This is a genomic window from Rossellomorea aquimaris (assembly GCF_003315075.1).
Taxonomy (GTDB): Bacteria; Bacillota; Bacilli; order Bacillales; family Bacillaceae_B; genus Rossellomorea; species Rossellomorea aquimaris_C.
On record NZ_QNRJ01000023.1, the window covers coordinates 22,097 to 39,825 of the forward strand.

Consider the following 17,729-nt stretch of genomic DNA (forward strand, 5'->3'; position numbering starts at 1 on the left):
AACAATTGAAGAAAAGTATAAAGGTAAATGGTTGGTCAGTCAACTATGGAATCCCACTCTACTATTCTCCTTAAAACATTGCTATAACAACACATAACAGAATATATATATAGGTATAATATGGAATGAAACTTAAAATTCTAGTATTTTTCAGAAAAGTATTGAAAGCGGATACACCTTTGATTATAATATAGTCATCGAAACGTTTCAATAACACCTGGTAAGATATTTTCCTAATATGAAAAGAACTCTTACCACCTCTGATTCAATTTTTTCAATAGGGTTTCAAACTAATAGAAATGGAGATGAAGATATGAAAAAGAAAACATGGTCTTTCTTAATGATTTGTGTGCTGGCGCTATCTACTGTATTAGCAGGCTGCGGTGGCAGCGAGTCAGAAGATGGAAAGAAAACGATTACTGTCTGGGCAATGGGTGAAGAAGGTAAGAAGCTTAGTAAACTTGCTGACGAATTTGAAAAAGAAAACACAGATATCAAAGTAAAGGTACAAGCGATTCCTTGGGAAACAGCTCATGACAAACTATTGACTGCAGTTGCTTCAAAAAATGGACCTGATGTTCTTCAACTGGGAACAACCTGGGTTCCGGAGTTTGCAGACGCAGGAGCGTTACTCGATCTGACTCCATATTTAGAAGATTACCCGGATTTCAAACCTGAGAACTATTTCGCGGGTTCTGCAGACTCTATGACCTATGATGATCAAGTGGTCGGGATTCCTTGGTATATCGATACTCGTGTTTTATACTACCGTACTGACCTGTTAAAAGAAGCAGGATACGATCAAGCTCCTGCTACTTGGGATGAAATGAAAGATGCAGCGAAGAAATTAAACGACAGAGGCGATGACGTTTACGGCCTTGATATCGACCGCAACGATCAAATCACACCGTTTATCTTTGCTTGGCAAAATGGGTATGAATTTGAAGGTAAAGATAAGATGAATTTCGATAGTCCGGAATTTAAAGAAGCGATGGAATACTATACAAGCTACTTTAAAGAAGGAATCAGCCCTACTACTGAAGGAATGGATATTGTACAAGCGTTTAAAGATGGCGTGAAACCGATGTTCTTCAGTGGACCATGGATGATCAATATCCTTAATGACCAGGCTCCGGACCTTAAGGATAAATGGTCAGTGGCTGTTATGCCGAAGAAAGAAAAGAATACATCAAGCATGGGTGGAGCAAACTTCTCTATCTTCCATAATTCAGAGAATGTAGACGAGTCCCTTAAATTCATCTCCTATGTGAACGAAGTGGATACACAAATGGAATGGCTGGAAATGTCCAATACTCTTCCATCAAGAAAAGAAGCATGGGAAAAGCCTAAATTAAAAGACGATCCACTATTATCCGTGTTCGGGGAACAGCTGAAATCGACTAAAGCTTCTCCACAAATCAAAGAGTTTGAAAAGATCGCACAGGAATTCCTTTCAACAATTGAGAGAGTTACCGTTGGCGACGCTGACTTAGACAAAGAATTAGAACAGTTCAATAAAAAAGCACAAGAAATGGTAGAAGAGTAAATCGAGTCATTTAAGACGAAAATAAATGAAACAAACGCTTCTATTATGAAGTCATAGTAAGGTACATTTGGAGTTACAGGCATATGGATCACACCTTTGCCTGAGCTCCATTTTTAGCAAGCTGGCCTTTACGAAGCGTAGTTTTAGTTAGGTGGGATATCATGGGCAATGGATTCAAATTCAGTAAAAACAATAAACATCCATATGTGTTTATAGCTCCTGCGGTTATCATATTGACTGTCTTTAGTATCATTCCGATCATTGTAGCGTTCTTTATTAGCTTTACAGACCTTGACTTAAAAGGCTTAGCCGATTGGTCCAATATCAGTTTCATCGGTCTTGAGAATTATTCCAAATTGATAACGGATGATCTATTTCATAAGTCGATCATTAATACATTGTTTTATGTTGTCATCGGCGTTCCCCTCGTCATTATATTCTCATTGGGAATCGCCTTATTGCTTAACTACGGAACAAGCTCATTGTTCAAAGTGTTTCGGGGTGTATACTACATGCCCTCCATCACAAATATCATTGCCGTCGCAGTGATTTGGGGATTTCTGTACAACACTGAGTACGGTTTGTTTAACTACCTATTATCACTATTGGATGTGGATAAAATTCCTTGGTTAGGAGAGCCAACGATTGCGAAACTATCGTTGATTGTTTTAGCCGTATGGAAGGGAATCGGAATCAATATGATCATCTTCCTCGCTGCCTTGCAAGGAATACCGAAGTCCTACTACGAAGCTGCTGAGATGGATGGTGCCAATCGATTGCAGGTACTGTTCAATGTCACGATTCCATTACTCCGGTATGCTACATTCTTCGTGACGATCACCACCCTGATTGGCTGGTTGCAATTCTTCGAAGAACCATTTGTCATGACTAATGGCGGTCCATTGGATGGTACGATCTCCATGGCATTATTCATCTACAAAAAAGGCTTCCAATTCAGTGAATTTGGTTATGCCGCAGCAGGTTCCTTTATTCTATTTATCTTTATCATTATGATTACGTTATTCCAATTCAAGCTTAGAAAATCTGATACAGAATATTAAGTCTGAAAATTTATTAGTATCGGGGCTGAAACAATGAAAGCAAATACAATGAAACGAAAAACCGAAAAAACGCTGGTAGCCTTACTCATGATTCTCGGTGGAATCCTTGTTTCCATCCCTTTCATTTGGATGATTTCAAGCTCATTCAAACCTGAAAGTGAAGTACTGCAAATTCCACCTACCCTGTTTCCAGAGAATCCTACATTGGAAAACTATCTTAACTTATTTGAAAGCATGAACTTTGGTGTGTATTTAAGAAATACCCTTGTCATCGTCTTATTTTCCTTTTTAGGATTATTCTTTAATGCCATGGCTGGTTATGGATTTGCAAAGTTTCATTTTAAAGGGAAAGAAAAAATCTTTTATATAGTGCTGGCAACCATGATGATTCCTGCACAAGTCACGATGATTCCCGTTTACCTAATTTTAAATGAGATGGGCTTGACCAATACGATGGCCGGGATCATCCTCCCTGGGCTTGCTGCAGCATTCAGTATCTTCCTATTTAGACAGTTTATGACTACGATTCCAACTGACTTGCTTGAAGCAGCCCGCCTTGATGGGGCAGGAGAATTCTATATCTTCTTTAAATTAATCGTTCCCATTGCGAAGCCGATCTTTGCTGTACAGGGAATTCTGACGTTTATCGGAGCATGGAACAGCTTCCTATGGCCATTGATCATCGCCAATGATGAAAGCCTCTACACCCTTTCAGTAGGACTCTCCCTCCTTCAAGGGCAGTATGCGAATAACTTTGGTCTTCAAATGGCTGGAGCAGCATTCATGGTCGTACCGATTATCATCATCTTCTCTTTCTTCCAGAAGTATATCGTCGAAGGATTCACGATGTCGGGGATTAAATAGTGACAGGGAAAACACCACCCTCTACTAGCCGAAAGTGTGAATGACTATACTATAGATGTATAATGGATTTTGGATACAGAGTTGAACAACCGCTATTCATATAGCAATCATAGGATGTGAATAAATGGCAACAATCAAAGATGTAGCAAAGCTTTCAGGAGTAGCCGTTTCAACGGCCTCCTACGCTTTAAATAACAGCACCAAGGTAAGCGAAGAAACAAGGAAGAAAGTATTGGATGCAGCAAAACAATTGAACTACCAAAAGAACGGACTCGCATCCGATTTAAAACGGACCAACACGAATACCATCGCCTTGATTCTAAGTGATTTATCAGGTCCGTATTATTCTGAATTAATTAAAGGCGTCCAGGATGTGACCTCTACGAACGGGTATGATCTCATAGCCTGCAGTTCAATTGGCGGTGCCCAATCTACGGCCATTAAATTTTTGAAAGAAAAACGAGTCGACGGGGTCATCATCCTGGCCCATAACATCACGGACGAAACGATATTGGAATCCACTCGCGAAGGATTCCCTATCGTCGTGCTGGACCGGGATATTAAACATGACTATGTTCTCCAGGTGGAAGTCGATAATGTCGAAGGTGGATTTCAGGCTACTGAGCATCTGATTAAGAAAGGTCACCGGAATATTGCTTATATTAGCGGACCTTATAACTCCCATGACAATGAACTCCGCTTCCAGGGCTTTAAGCAAGCCTTGGAGAAACATGATATTCCTTATCGCTCTAAATGGAAAACATCAGGCGGATTCACACGTGAAGGCGGATATAAAGCAACGAAAATGCTCATTGCCCAACAAGATATCCCCCAGGCAATTTTTTACGCCAACGATGAAATGGCCATTGGCGGATTACAAGCTCTATCCGAGAAAAATATCCGGGTGCCGGAAGATATCTCGATTATCGGATTCGATGATATTCAACTGGCAGAGTACGTATCTCCCCCATTGACGACGATGAGACAGCCAAAGTACGAAGCAGGCGCACTCGCTGTTCACCTTATCTTTCAGAAGCTTGCGAAAGAGGAAGTGGATCCTTATTATAAGTTGACGACTGAATTGGTGGAACGGAGATCGGTGAAGGACAATTAGTAGTCTTCTTAGCAGCAAACCCGTGAAGATGGGTTTGCTTTTTTTTGTCCCCTTCGTGAAACACCTCTAAAAGCTTACGTATCCTTTGCTGATAACATTTCTAATGTCACCTCTACAAAAACACATTCCAACTCCTCTCTTAAAGTGTCTCCTACTAGAACCTCCCCCACATCCGTTAACAAAACCTTCACAAATACTGGGTACATTGTGTGATTGAGATGGTATTTTACTGGGTATACAATGGAGGGGAATGAATATTCATTCCGTATTTAACCATGAAAGGCTGAATCCTTATGGCAATTGCAGTAAATAAACGAGACAGCATTATATCAAGCGCTTTGATTCTTTTTGCTGAGCGTGGATATGACGCAACTACGATTCCAATGATTGCGACATCGGCAGGAGTTGGAGCCGGTACCATCTATCGTTACTTTGAAAATAAAGAAGTGCTTGGGAACAAACTTTTTCAAGAGTACGTAAGAATATTTACGGAAACCCTTGAAAATGAATTCCCTTATGATGAAACCATTCGCGATCAATTTCATCATATATTTCAAGCCATGATTCTATTTACAACAAAGCAAAGCCAGGCACTTTATTTTATAAAAACGCATAGCAGTGCCCACTTTTTAGACAAAGCAAGTCAGAACAGCTTTCAAGGACTCCTGGATATCCTAAAAAATTTCTTTGATACTGGAAAAGAGAAAAAAGAAATTAAGGAGCTTCCATCCTCCGCTTTGATTGCCATCGTTTATGGAGCGTTTCTTGAGCTTCAACGATTGGTACGTATTGGGGAGCTGGAACCGGAAGCAAAACTATTAAAAGATGTTGAAGAAAGTATGTGGGACGCTGTTCGCTTACATGAATGAGAAATGATTTGTTTCTCATTATCCCAAACGGAATGAACGTTCATTCCGTTATAAATCTTTAAAAAGAGGTGCTACTAAATGACAAATTCAAACCAACTACCGCAGCCAAAGACGTATGGACCCCTTGGCAGTTTGCCGGTCATCGATAAAGACAAACCCCTTCAATCCTATATGAAGCTTGCAAGAGAGCTCGGCCCGATCTTTCAATTTCAATTTCCGGGACGTATCAGTACGTTTGTATCGAGTGCCTCCCTTGCTGAAGAAATTTGTGACGAAACACGATTTGATAAGAAAGTCGGTCCTGCCCTGCAAAAAGTAAGAGCATTTGGCGGCGACGGCCTTTTCACAAGCGAAACGAAGGAAGATAACTGGAAGAAGGCCCATAATATCCTGCTGCCAAGCTTCAGCCAGCAGGCAATGAAAGGCTATCACGCGAAAATGATCGATCTCGCCACCCAACTAATTCAGAAGTGGGCCCGCCTTAATCCGGCTGATGAAATCGATGTTCCTGAAGATATGACTCGCTTAACCTTGGATACGATCGGTATCTGCGGGTTTAATTACCGCTTTAACAGCTTTTACCGGGAAAACTCCCACCCATTTGTCGACAGTATGGTCCGGGCAATGGACGAAGCCATGAGCCAAACGCAGCGGCTTGGTGTTCAAGATAAATTGATGGTTAAATCTAGAAAACAATTCAAAGAGGACATTCAATACCTGTTCTCTGTCGTTGATGAATTGATTGCCGAACGGAAACAAAATGGTGATCAGGGTGAGGATGACCTGCTCTCCCACATGTTAAAAGGAACCGATCCCGAAACGGGTGAAGCGTTGGATGATGAAAACATCCGTTTTCAAATTATTACGTTCTTAATTGCAGGACACGAAACAACGAGTGGTCTATTATCATTTGCCATTTACTATCTCATGAATAATCCGGATAAATTGAAGAAAGCACAGCAAGAAGTCGATGAAGTGCTCGGTGACGACGTTCCTGATTATAAACAAGTAAAGAAATTGAAATATGTTCGCATGGTGCTTAATGAAGCTCTTCGTCTATGGCCGACCGCACCGGCCTTTTCCGTTTATGCAAAGGACGACACGACGCTAAACGGTAAATACAAAGTTAAGAAAGATGATGTATTCACCCTTATTATTCCAGAGCTTCACCGTGATCCATCCGTTTGGGGAGAAGACGCAGAATCGTTTAGACCAGAGCGCTTTGAGGACACGTCTTCGATTCCATATCACGCGTATAAACCTTTCGGAAACGGGCAGCGTGCCTGCATTGGACAGCAGTTTGCCCTGCACGAAGCGACTCTTGTTCTTGGTATGGTTTTGCAGCACTTTGACCTGATTGATCATAAAGATTACCAATTGGAAGTCAAAGAAACCTTGACCCTCAAGCCAGATGGTTTGACGATGCGCGTTTCACCACGGAAACCGGTCATGTCCTTTACCTCTGCTTCTTCTGAAGAAGTGAAATCTGAGAATAAAGCAACACCAGCTTCAATAGAGTCGTCTCATGGTACACCACTCTATATTCTGTTTGGTTCAAACATGGGAACAGCTGAAGGAATCGCCCGCGATCTTGCTGAAACGGGGCGTCAACAAGGTTTCATAACCGAGGTTGCCCCTTTAAATGATTATACGGGTGGACTCCCTACAGAGGGGGCTATTCTCATTGTCTCTGCTTCCTATAACGGAAATCCGCCGGACAATGCGGACGAATTCGTCACTTGGCTAAAAGAAACCGGGGAAGGTACACTGAACGATGTTCGCTATGCGGTATTCGGATGTGGCGATCACAACTGGGCGACTACGTACCAACGCATTCCTACCTTCATTGATGAGCAGCTTGAACAAAAAGGGGCTCAGCGACTGTCGAACATCGGGCATGGAGATGCAAGCGACGATTTTGAAGGAGATTACGAGAAATGGTCGGAAGCACTTTGGCCAAACCTGGCGAAAGAATTGAACATTGAACTTCATCAAAACGGAGAAGAAAGCAGCTCGATGACGATGAAGTTTGTCAGTGATGTCAGTGACACACCACTTGCTCGCACCCACCACGCCTTTACATCGGTGGTAAGTAGAAATATTGAATTGCAGCACGAGGAAAGCGGAAGGAATACAAGACATATTGAGTTGACTCTTCCAGAAGGTGTTGATTATCAGGAAGGAGACCATCTCGGGGTGCTTCCACGGAATCCGAGCGCTCTTGTTGAGCGAGTGCTCAGTCGATTCAACCTGAATGGTGAGGACTATGTACAACTTTCTGGAGATACTGGAAAAGCAGTCCACCTTCCAACAGACAAGCCAGTGAATCTTAAGGAATTACTCTCTAATTATGTGGAATTCCAAGAACCCGCCACCCGTTCGCAAATCCGGGCACTTGCGGCTCACACGGTATGCCCTCCCCATGTAATAGAGCTTGAAGAACTATTGGAGGATGAAACGTATAAGAGGGAAATTCTCGGTAAACGGATCACCATGCTGGACTTGGTCGAAAAGTACCTTGCCTGTGAAATTCCGTTTGAAGGGTTCCTGCTTTTACTCCCGGCACTAAAAGCAAGATACTATTCTATTTCAAGCTCACCTCTTTACAAAGAAGGAGAAGCGAGCATCACGGTCAGCGTCGTTCGTGGAGCTGCATGGAGCGGAAATGGTGAATACAAAGGCATTGCATCCAACTATTTGGCAGAACGTTCCGAAGGCGATAAGGTAGCGTGCTTCATTTCTACACCTCAATCGAACTTCCAGCTTCCTGAGGAAACCGAAACACCCATCGTCATGATCGGACCTGGAACAGGAATTGCACCATTTAGAGGATTTATCCAGGCGCGCCGCATCCTTAAAGAAAAAGGAGAAACCCTTGGTGCAGCCCATCTTTACTTCGGATGTCGCAATCCTCAACATGATTTCTTATATCAAGAGGAACTGGAGAAGGCCGAACAAGATGGAATCGTCACTCTTCACACGGCTTTCTCAAGATGCCCTGGTCAAGAAAAGACGTACGTCCAACACCGATTGGCGGAAAATGCTGAAGACATCCTTCCCTTACTGAAAGATGGCGGCCGCTTATACATCTGTGGAGACGGTGGTAAAATGGCACCCGATGTGGAGAACACATTAGTGGAAAGCTATATGCATTTCTATCAAACAACGAAAGAAGAAGCTGCCGCTTGGCTGGGATCTCTTGAAGAAGAGGGTCGATATGCCAAGGATGTTTGGGCAGGAGCGTAATGAAAAGGAAAGCAGCGAGCCTATGTTCGGTTCGCTGCTTTTTTTGGGGACGGCCTTTCACTATTTCCCTCCTGTAAACGATATTCCTTTAATAAAGTAGCGATTAAAGAATGCGTACAGAAGGAGTACCGGCAAAGTAAAGACCATGGATGCCGCCATGATGTAGTTCCAGTAGCTGACGTATTGGCCTTTAAAGGTGTTTAAACCTAATGGCAGTGTATACATTTCTGTATCGGTCATGACAATCAATGGGGTCATGAAGTTGTTCCAGAATCCCATGAAGACAAAGATTGCTTGTGCGGCCAAGGCTGGTTTTGCTAACGGTAAAACCACTTTGAAAAAGATTCCGAACCGGCTTAGACCATCGATTTGAGCAGCCTCTTCCAGTTCCTTCGGGAAATTGATGAAGAACTGTCTCATCATGAAGATGAAGGTTGCATTGATCATGGCCGGTACGATCATCCCTTGATACGAGTTAAGCCAGCCGATTTCTTTTAAAATTAAATAGTTCGGGATCATCGTGACTTGCGCCGGAATCATAAGGACAGCCAGGATCATGATGAATAATGCCTTTTTCCCTGGAAAGCTTAAGCGCGCCAAGGCGTATCCAGACATGGAGTTAAAGATGATATTCAATGCTGTCCCGATTATTGCGATGAATAAACTATTGAATAACCATCTCGGAAATAGCTCCTGCTCAATGAAAATCTGTTTATAATTATCCAATGTGAAATTCTTCGGTATGAAATTCATCGTTCCACTAATGATTTCTTCTAATGTTTTAAAAGAAGAGGAGAGTGCCCATAAGAATGGAATCAGCGTTGTGATCGCATAGCCTATCAGGACAATGTATAGAAGACGCTTACTGAACGTCTTTTTCTTCGAATTCATGCTTCCATCCTCCTTAATAGAGTGATTCTTCTTTAGAGAATTTACGTTGAATCAGTGTCGCCACCAGGATGATCAGAGCAAGCGCGAAGGCAAGTGCGGCTGCATATCCCATGGTGCCCAATGATTTAAAGGCATATTGATAGATTAGGAGGACAACTGTTAACGTCGAGTTATTCGGTCCACCGGATCCACCTGAGAAAATATACGATTGATCAAACAGCTGGAACGTTCCGATGACCCCCATGATCACCACGAAAGATGTAACCGGTCGCAAAAACGGTACGGTCACATAGAAGAACTTCTGGATTGCGTTCGCTCCGTCCAGTTCAGCCGCTTCATATAAGGAGTCCGGAATATCCTGAAGGGCTGCAAGATAGATGACCATGAAAAACGGTGCCGTCGCCCAGATGTTCATCAACATAATCGCATTCAGGGCAATGTCAGGATCACCTAAGAAATTATACGTCGGCAAACCCACTTTTCCCAAAAGGTTGTTGATCAGCCCTTCTTTGTTATACATCCACATAAAGATCAGCGTTAATACGGCTGAAGACGTTAAGGTCGGTAAGAAATAGACAATCCTGAAAAGCTTCTCACCCTTTAATCCTGCGTTTAACGTTGCAGCCAGGACCAATGCCAGAAAGGTTTGCGTCGGTACCACAATCAGTACGTACTTTGCCGTGTTTTTCAATGCGATGATGGCCCGGTTGTCTTCCATGATCCTCGCAAAGTTTTCAAACGCAACGAATTCAAAACTCATATCCCCCAACAGTTGAACCTTATGAAAGGATAAAAAGATGGCATAAAGAATCGGTCCAATAATAAACACCGCTAATACAAATAGCGTGGGAGACATAAATAAGTATCCTTGTCCTGCATCCTGTAATCTCTTCTTAGAAGATTGTTTGTTCATTCTTATCCCTACCTTCTATCTGTCTCTAAAATCTTCAGCAATTACCTGTATTCTTTCCGCCCAGGTCCGCGTCCAAGACCTCAAAAGAAAGAATACAGTCAATGGTAAAGCCGTACCTGACACCATCATCAGTGCCAGGTACCTTTAAAAAGATTATTGAATTTCGCTATTCGCTTGTTCTTCTGCTTCTTTCAGTGCTTCATCCAGAGGTCTGTCTCCCAGGAAGGCAGCGATAAATTGATTGTTGAAGTTATTCATGATGATCGGCAGGTTCTTTCCTTCTGCCCAAACCGTTGCATATGGTGCTCCGGCTACCAGTGCTCCGCGTAATTCATCCTTGTCATACCCTAGTTTTTCCGCTACTGACTTACGAGTCGGAAGGGCAAATCCTTTGGACGTCCATGTTTCCATTCCTTCTTTACCAGTCAGATACGAAATCAGCTTCCATGAAGCTTCCTTCTTTTCCGATGCCGCATTCATCACATATCCAACCGTGTAGGCCATTGTTGCTTTTTCACCATTGATGGTCGGTAATTCAGCTGTTCCGTATTCTACATCAGGGAACGTATCCGCTAAGAATGGGATTGCCCAGTTCCCTTCGATGACCATGGCAGCTTTTCCTTGACCGAACATTTCTCCTCCCCAGTTCGCTCCCACTTCCGATGCCTGTGCAGAGGTTTTGTCTTCGTTATGCTGGTCGATGATTGGCTGAAGGGCATCGACCACTTTGTCTGAAGCAAAGTTCGCCTGATCATCCTTCACGACTTCCCCGCCGGTTGACTGAGCAATGTGATAAAGACGGGCAAGTTCTGGCGCCACGCCAAATCCATAAACACCGTCTTTCGTCAGCGCTTTTGATACTTCACGGAGTTCATCCCATGTTTTCGGAACTTCCACTCCTGCTTCTTCAAACATCTTTTTATTGTAGAATAAGGCTAGAGTCGAATAGTCTTTCGGAAAACCATATGTCTTTCCATCAACCTGGAACGCTTCAAGCATCGGTTTCTCGAAATCCTTCACATCGAAATCTTCGGTTACGTAATCATCCAGCGGCTCCACAACCCCTGTTTCAATCAGGGCAGGTGCTTCGAGTGCATCCAAATAGAAAACGTCAGGACCTTCCCCACCAATCAAACGTGTTTTCAATACGTCCATATACTGCTCAGAAATGACTTCGTGCTTTACGTCAATATTCGGATGCTTTTCTTCAAAGTCAGCGATCGTTTGGGTCAAAAGCTTTTGTTCAGAAGGATTTCCTCCCCAGCCGGCTAAAGTGATTTCGACCTTCTCGCCTGCTCCATTTGAACTCGTCTTCTCATCTGATCCACTGCATCCTGCCAAAACCGTTCCAACCAACATCGTCGTAATACCTAGACTCGCGATCCATTTCTTCTTCGCCATTTTCATAACCCCTTTTTGATTTATTTAAAATAGGATTGTTATTCCTGGATGTGATTACACCGTCTGCTTTTCTCTCACAATGTCGTAGCCTGTTGAGTTTTCTATAATGGTGGTTTCTACTTTGTCTCCTTTTCGTGCTAAGGATAGAGACAGTACTCCATCACCAATCGTAATATCGTGCACCGTCAATCTGTTCATTTCATCAAGTAAAATCGGATTGAGATGGATTTCTTTTGTAAGACTGTTTGGGAATAGACCTAGCAGGGATTGTATAAACACAAGTGGTGTCCCCGCTGCCCATGCTTGAGGAGAACATGCGACGGGATACTTTACTGCCTTCCCGATCGTTGACTCATATCCACAGAACAACTCCGGCAAACGATCATACTCAAAGTGGCGGGATGCATCAATCAGTCCACTCATCACCTTTTTCGCTTCTTCGGTAAATCCTAATTTACTTAATCCCAGCAGAGTCATGCTGTTATCGTGTGGCCAGATGCTTCCATCGTGATAGCTCATCGGGTTATAACCAGCCTCGCCTTTCCCCATGGTACGAATTCCGTATCCTGAAAACATGCTGGCATTCGTTAACGTTTGACTTACTTTTTCAGCGCGATTCCCTGACATCATTTCCGAATATAGAACATGTCCTGGATTGGATGTGATCGTCCCGACCTTTTCCTTGTTTTGATCAAGGGCGATGGCGTAGAATTCCAGGTCGTTCATCCAGAACTCCTGTTCAAATCGTTCTTGGAGGTTTTTCGCTTCTGCTTTTAATCTAGAGGCCGTTTCATTATTCTCAAGTGCTTCATAAACAGCAGCCAATCCACGTTTCGCCTGGTACACATAGCCTTGAACCTCCACTAAAGCAATCGGTGTATCCGCGTAGTCCCCATTTCGATGAACGATGGAGTCCCCGGAATCTTTCCAGCCTTGGTTGGCAATCCCTTTGGATGATTCCTGGTGGTACTCAACAAATAGATCTCCATCTCGATCTCCGTACTGGTCGATCCACTCTAGGGCTCTCTTCACATTGTCTTCAAACTGATGGAACGTATCCAAGTCACCCGTCCATTTCACATACTCTGTCAAAAGGACAAGGAATAACGGTGTTGCATCAATCGTTCCGTAATAAGGCGTGAACGGAATTTGGTCCGTATTCGCAAGCTCTCCGTAGCGAATTTCATGCATGATCTTTCCTGGCTGTTCGTCTCTCCAAGGATCCACCTTCGTCCCTTGCTCACTGGCCATTGTGAACAGGGTACCTTTTGCAACCTCGGGTTGGAACGCAATCATCTGGAGGGCCGCAATCAGACTGTCTCTTCCGAACGGAACCCCGAACCAAGGCAGACCAGCTACAGGAAACTTGCCGTACCCAGTGTCCGTCAGCAGTACACGAAGATCTGATAATCCTCTGTCCACCAGGCGTTGAAGTGGCTGGTAATCCGTTTCTACCTTCGTTAACTGAACGGACCATTCTTTATAAGAAGCCTTTAATTTTTGAAGAGCCTCTTCGACAGGTAAAATGTCATCTCTGGTTTCTACATTTTCCAGTGGCACGATCATAAATGTAATGGACTGTTCTTCCTCGTGCTGAAGCTCAACCTGGAAAGTAATCTCCCCATTTTCCTTAACGTATTTCGCCTTGGCACCCCACTGAATCTTCGTGGCACGATTGATATCATCTGCTCCTTCATATTGGAAGGTGAGGGACTGATCTTCCGCTTTCTGACCTGTTCTCTTTCCTGTGTTTCCAGTTTGGAACCCGCGTACGATAAACATATCGTTGAAGTCCACATCGACTTCCACATTCAACTCAAACGATACCGGCTTCGGGAAATAGTTTTTCGTCTTAATCGTTTCATATAACACATCATCATAAATAAAGCGCTTACGTTCGATTTCTACTGATTCCCTCCAAAGAATAAGATTTCCATTCTCCTCTTGGTGGGGATTCGTCGATAGAATCGTAGACATATAGTTTTCGGATCCATCCGAATGTAATAGAATCGGTTTTTCATTGTTGATTTTCACATTCAACTTGCTAAGATACCTCGTGTCATTCTTGTATAAACCAAGGCCATAACTATGATCTGTAACGATATCTCCTTGCTCATCTGTAAGAAGAAATAAGTTGTTTTCTTTAATCACTCTGTAGTTCATTTTCGTTCCTCCTACTTTCAAAACGCTTTTGTTTGTGAATCCTTTTATTGTTTCCCGAAACGTTTTGGGAATTAGGTAAAAAATAATATCCGTTTTCCAAAACGTTTCGGATTACCCCCTAAATAAAGGTTGGCTTTTACTCCTCTTCATTTAAGAAGGCTTTCACCAACATTTATTCATTTCTATGATTCGAGCTTTCTCTTCTGATTAACTTTGTCTCCAACACCATTCGATGGGTCTTTGACTGATTTGATAACAAATCCAGCAATAATCTAGCCCCTTCATACCCCAGCTGAAACTTATTTTGTTGGATGGTTGTCAGCTTGGGACTAACGTAGGAAGCAAGCAATATATCATCATATCCGACAATCGAAAGTTTTTCCGGCACCTGTAACCCCAACTCTTTTGCTGCACTCATCGCTCCGATGGCCATTAAATCGCTTGCGCAAAATATAGCAGTTATTTCAGGATGCGAGGTTAACAATGAGTTAGCCGCTTCCTTTCCACTTTCTTCTGTGAACTCTCCATTGACGATGTAGTTGGTATTGAGTTCGACCTGTGCTTCTTGCAAAGCGTTTTTATACCCTTCCAATCGCTGCTGACTAACAAACGCAAACTCATGTCCATTAATCATCCCGATGTTCCTGTGTCCATTGTCGAGTAAATGTTGAACGGCTTTTTTGGCTCCTAATACATTATCCGTTGTCACATGACTCACGTTCTCGGATTGGAGGGGAATATCAATTAATACGCAAGGAATATCACTTTCGACGACTTCATGCAAATAAGGATCATCGGTTCGAATTCCTTGGATTATGACCCCATCCACTCTTCTTTCTCTGCAAAGTTGAGTATACGTCTTTTCACGCTGCTTTGAAGAATTGGTGTTGAATAATACAAGATCGTAGTCAGCACCTGAAATAAATTCATTAATTCCTGCCAGCACTTCCACGATGAAATTATCCTTCACACTTTCCTTTGTAAATCCCGAAACGAGTAAACCAATCGTCTTTGACTTCTTCATGACCAGACTTCGGGCAATCGAATTCGGACTATAATTTAACTCCTTCGCAACTTCTGCAATCTTCCTTCTCGTGTCTTCGTTGACATCAGAATATCCATTTAACGCTCTTGAAACAGTCGTTACGGATACCCCTGCCACTCTGGCAATATCTTTAATCGTAGTCACTTGCACATCTCCCAAAACGTTTCGGATTTCCTTTAACTGAATAATACAACAGCTTGAAAACGATTACAACATTATTTTTCTATAACGTTGTGTTGGTGGGACGTGGGTGTCCCACTTATAGCTGGTTGGTCCTTGGTACTTGCTCCTCTCTTCAATGCTTCGTTCGCCGTTATATTTTGGATATCGCCGTTAAATGGATTACTGCTCTAATTGCGAAGCGGGGACAAGCAACAATTTCCGCTTGGTACCTACTCTTGATTACCATCATTCGCTGATATATCGGTCACCCTAAAAAAATGTCCCCCTCATTTAACACCCGAAGGACTATCTCCTCACCTTTTTTCTCTGATTCACCCATCATTTATGTACCGTAACATAAAAAAAACAGCGAATGTCACTACATTCGCTGCATGTCTTGGCCTCCTCTTTAGAGAAGGTACACCCCATATTTATTTCCTCGCTTCATGAACCTTCAGCATCTTTCCTTTGACCGTGGTTTTCTTCATCGCTTGCAATACCAGTGGCCCTTTACCATTCAAAATCTCCACATACGAAAGGTTTTCCTGAATGGTTATGATGCCGATGTCATCTGCGGTGACTCCATCTATTTTCGCAATGGTTCCGACGAAATCGACAGCCCTGATTTTCTTTTTCTTTCCGCCATTGAAGTAGAGCTTCATGATGTCTCTGTTCAACTGCTCACTCTTGTCTGATTTAAAATCAGGTTCGGTGTCTAATTTTCGTTCAAAATCCGTCTTTGCATTTGCCACTGTGTCCTGTGACGGCGGCTGCAGCTTTGGAATCGTAAACCCGATATAATCTTCAATCTCGGCAAGGAATTTATCTTCATACGGCGTGCAGAAGGTGATCGCTTTTCCTGCTAGACCAGCGCGGCCCGTTCTCCCCGTACGGTGAACATAGCTTTCTTTCTCCATGGGGATATCATAATTGATGACGTGGGTAATATTTTCGATATCAATTCCACGCGCCGCCACATCGGTTGCGATGAGATACCTGAATTCCCCTCTTTTAAAATCGTCCATCACTTCAAAGCGCGCTTCCTGAATCATACCGCCATGAATTTTATCCACAGGGTACCCTGAGCGGTCCAATTCTTCACAAAGTTTATCCACATTTTCTTTTGTTCGGCAAAAAATAATGCAGCTATCTGGATTCTCAACGGTTGTGACGTTTTTCAGTAGAGTTAGCTTGTCTTCTTCTCTCACTTCGATCAAAGAGTGATCGATTTTATCTGTCGTAATGCCCTTTGCCTTGATTTCAATATGAACAGGTTTCTTCATATATTTATGGCAGAGTGCTTCGACATCCTCTGGTAATGTAGCAGAGAATGTCAACGTTACCCGTTCAGTTGGCAGCTCCTGAATAATCGCTTCCACCTGTTCGATAAAGCCCATGTTCAGCATCTCATCTGCTTCGTCGATCACAAGGTACGCAAGCTTTTCCAGTGGGAATGTCCCTTTTTCAATATGATCGAGTACACGACCCGGGGTGCCGACTACGACATGATTTTTCTGCTTAAGCTCTAGCTTTTGTCTATGAAAAGGAGATTTCCCGTACACTGCAGCCGCTTTGATACGCTTATAACGTCCGATATTCGTGATGTCTTCTTTTACTTGGACCGCGAGTTCACGGGTTGGCGTCAGGACAAGAGCTTGAGGCTTATTTTCTTCCCATTCTACCATCTCACTAAGCGGAATCCCGAAAGAGGCTGTCTTACCGCTACCTGTTTGGGAACGCACAACAAGATCCTTCTTCTCCAGGGCCAATGGAAGCACCTTGGACTGAACCTCGGTTGGAGCTTGATAGCCTAAATCGGATAGTGCCCTTACAATATCATCACTAAGCTTATAATCCTTAAATTGTTTTATACTCATTTCAATACCTCATTTATTCCTTCATTTAGTCTTATTCTCATAGGAAAGTGTCGATTCTATTCAATGGAAAAATACCCCTTGCAAATTCTTTTCAAATATCTTTAGGTATTCCATCAATAGTGTGTTATGCTTTACCTAACCATTTTTAACTTGTAACATGTTGTCTCCGGGACCGACGAACGCTGTCGGTCTCTTTTTATGTCCAAAAGCGGAGGCGGCTCGTTCAGAGGCGACAAGCATAAGATGAATTGGTCGGGAAGGCGCTCTTTGCCTTCTTGGCCAATTTAGCTTATGACCTCGAGCCTCTAGCCGCCGGAGCTGGACGACACCAAAAGCGCAGGCGGCTTGCCCAGAGGCGACAAGCATAAGATGAATTGGCCGGGAAGGCGCTCTTTGCCTTCTTGGCCAATTTAGCTTATGACCTCGAGCCTCTAGCCGCCGGAGCTGGACGACACCAAAAGCGCAGGCGGCTCGCCCAGAGGCGACAAGCATAAGATGAATTGGTCGGGAAGGCGCTCTTTGCCTTCTTGGCCAATTTAGCTTATGACCTCGAGCCTCTAGCCGCCGGAGCTGGATG

The 17,729-nt window shown here is 43.3% G+C and carries 12 protein-coding genes; 6 read left to right on the plus strand and 6 right to left on the minus strand.

What is annotated here, in order from left to right; translation table 11 throughout:
- Window positions 1–313: 313 nt before the first annotated feature.
- From DET59_RS18550 to DET59_RS18575, 6 genes are all read left to right on the plus strand, one after another.
- Window positions 314–1,546 carry a sugar ABC transporter substrate-binding protein gene (locus DET59_RS18550; RefSeq protein ID WP_113971084.1) on the plus strand — a complete coding sequence of 411 codons (1,233 nt, stop codon included), beginning with the start codon at window positions 314–316 and terminating at the stop codon, window positions 1,544–1,546.
- A 161-nt stretch (window positions 1,547–1,707) separates the two neighbouring features.
- The gene (locus DET59_RS18555) at window positions 1,708–2,607 is read left to right on the plus strand and encodes a carbohydrate ABC transporter permease (protein ID WP_113971085.1); all 900 of its coding nucleotides are present in this window, start codon (window positions 1,708–1,710) and stop codon (window positions 2,605–2,607) included.
- A gap of 33 nt (window positions 2,608–2,640) precedes the next feature.
- Window positions 2,641–3,471, plus strand: coding sequence for a carbohydrate ABC transporter permease (locus tag DET59_RS18560; RefSeq protein WP_113971086.1), 831 nt, complete (start codon window positions 2,641–2,643; stop codon window positions 3,469–3,471).
- A 124-nt stretch (window positions 3,472–3,595) separates the two neighbouring features.
- Window positions 3,596–4,585, plus strand: coding sequence for a LacI family DNA-binding transcriptional regulator (locus tag DET59_RS18565; protein ID WP_113971087.1), 990 nt, complete (start codon window positions 3,596–3,598; stop codon window positions 4,583–4,585).
- A gap of 293 nt (window positions 4,586–4,878) precedes the next feature.
- The gene (locus DET59_RS18570) at window positions 4,879–5,454 is read left to right on the plus strand and encodes a TetR/AcrR family transcriptional regulator (protein ID WP_113971088.1); all 576 of its coding nucleotides are present in this window, start codon (window positions 4,879–4,881) and stop codon (window positions 5,452–5,454) included.
- A gap of 78 nt (window positions 5,455–5,532) precedes the next feature.
- Window positions 5,533–8,700, plus strand: coding sequence for a bifunctional cytochrome P450/NADPH--P450 reductase (locus DET59_RS18575; protein ID WP_113971089.1), 3,168 nt, complete (start codon window positions 5,533–5,535; stop codon window positions 8,698–8,700).
- A gap of 60 nt (window positions 8,701–8,760) precedes the next feature.
- On the opposite strand, the gene DET59_RS18580 is transcribed toward DET59_RS18575, so the two are convergent.
- From DET59_RS18580 to DET59_RS18605, 6 genes are all read right to left on the minus strand, one after another.
- Window positions 8,761–9,591 (minus strand): carbohydrate ABC transporter permease, encoded by an 831-nt coding sequence (locus DET59_RS18580; RefSeq protein ID WP_113971090.1) that lies wholly within the window; start codon window positions 9,589–9,591, stop codon window positions 8,761–8,763.
- Window positions 9,592–9,604: 13 nt separating this feature from the next.
- Window positions 9,605–10,504, minus strand: a complete 900-nt coding sequence (locus DET59_RS18585) for a carbohydrate ABC transporter permease (RefSeq protein WP_113971091.1) — start codon at window positions 10,502–10,504, stop codon at window positions 9,605–9,607.
- A 153-nt stretch (window positions 10,505–10,657) separates the two neighbouring features.
- Window positions 10,658–11,905, minus strand: coding sequence for an ABC transporter substrate-binding protein (locus tag DET59_RS18590; protein WP_113971092.1), 1,248 nt, complete (start codon window positions 11,903–11,905; stop codon window positions 10,658–10,660).
- Between the two features lie 54 nt (window positions 11,906–11,959).
- The gene (locus DET59_RS18595; RefSeq protein WP_113971093.1) at window positions 11,960–14,068 is read right to left on the minus strand and encodes an amylo-alpha-1,6-glucosidase; all 2,109 of its coding nucleotides are present in this window, start codon (window positions 14,066–14,068) and stop codon (window positions 11,960–11,962) included.
- Between the two features lie 172 nt (window positions 14,069–14,240).
- Entirely contained in the window at window positions 14,241–15,257 is a 1,017-nt protein-coding gene (locus tag DET59_RS18600; protein ID WP_113971094.1) for a LacI family DNA-binding transcriptional regulator, read from the minus strand.
- 449 nt (window positions 15,258–15,706) lie between these two features.
- Complete coding sequence (locus DET59_RS18605) at window positions 15,707–17,152, minus strand: DEAD/DEAH box helicase (protein WP_113971095.1); 1,446 nt, start codon at window positions 17,150–17,152, stop codon at window positions 15,707–15,709.
- Between the last annotated feature and the right edge of the window lie 577 nt (window positions 17,153–17,729).

Excerpts from the sequence above, each read along its gene's own strand:
- DET59_RS18550 (WP_113971084.1), top strand. The coding sequence starts at position 314 with ATGAAAAAGAAAACATGGTCTTTCTTAATGATTTGTGTGCTGGCGCTA.
- DET59_RS18555 (WP_113971085.1), top strand. The coding sequence starts at position 1,708 with ATGGGCAATGGATTCAAATTCAGTAAAAACAATAAACATCCATATGTG.
- DET59_RS18560 (WP_113971086.1), top strand. The coding sequence starts at position 2,641 with ATGAAAGCAAATACAATGAAACGAAAAACCGAAAAAACGCTGGTAGCC.
- DET59_RS18565 (WP_113971087.1), top strand. The coding sequence starts at position 3,596 with ATGGCAACAATCAAAGATGTAGCAAAGCTTTCAGGAGTAGCCGTTTCA.
- DET59_RS18570 (WP_113971088.1), top strand. The coding sequence starts at position 4,879 with ATGGCAATTGCAGTAAATAAACGAGACAGCATTATATCAAGCGCTTTG.
- DET59_RS18575 (WP_113971089.1), top strand. The coding sequence starts at position 5,533 with ATGACAAATTCAAACCAACTACCGCAGCCAAAGACGTATGGACCCCTT.
- DET59_RS18580 (WP_113971090.1), bottom strand. The coding sequence starts at position 9,591 with ATGAATTCGAAGAAAAAGACGTTCAGTAAGCGTCTTCTATACATTGTC.
- DET59_RS18585 (WP_113971091.1), bottom strand. The coding sequence starts at position 10,504 with ATGAACAAACAATCTTCTAAGAAGAGATTACAGGATGCAGGACAAGGA.
- DET59_RS18590 (WP_113971092.1), bottom strand. The coding sequence starts at position 11,905 with ATGGCGAAGAAGAAATGGATCGCGAGTCTAGGTATTACGACGATGTTG.
- DET59_RS18595 (WP_113971093.1), bottom strand. The coding sequence starts at position 14,068 with ATGAACTACAGAGTGATTAAAGAAAACAACTTATTTCTTCTTACAGAT.
- DET59_RS18605 (WP_113971095.1), bottom strand. The coding sequence starts at position 17,152 with ATGAGTATAAAACAATTTAAGGATTATAAGCTTAGTGATGATATTGTA.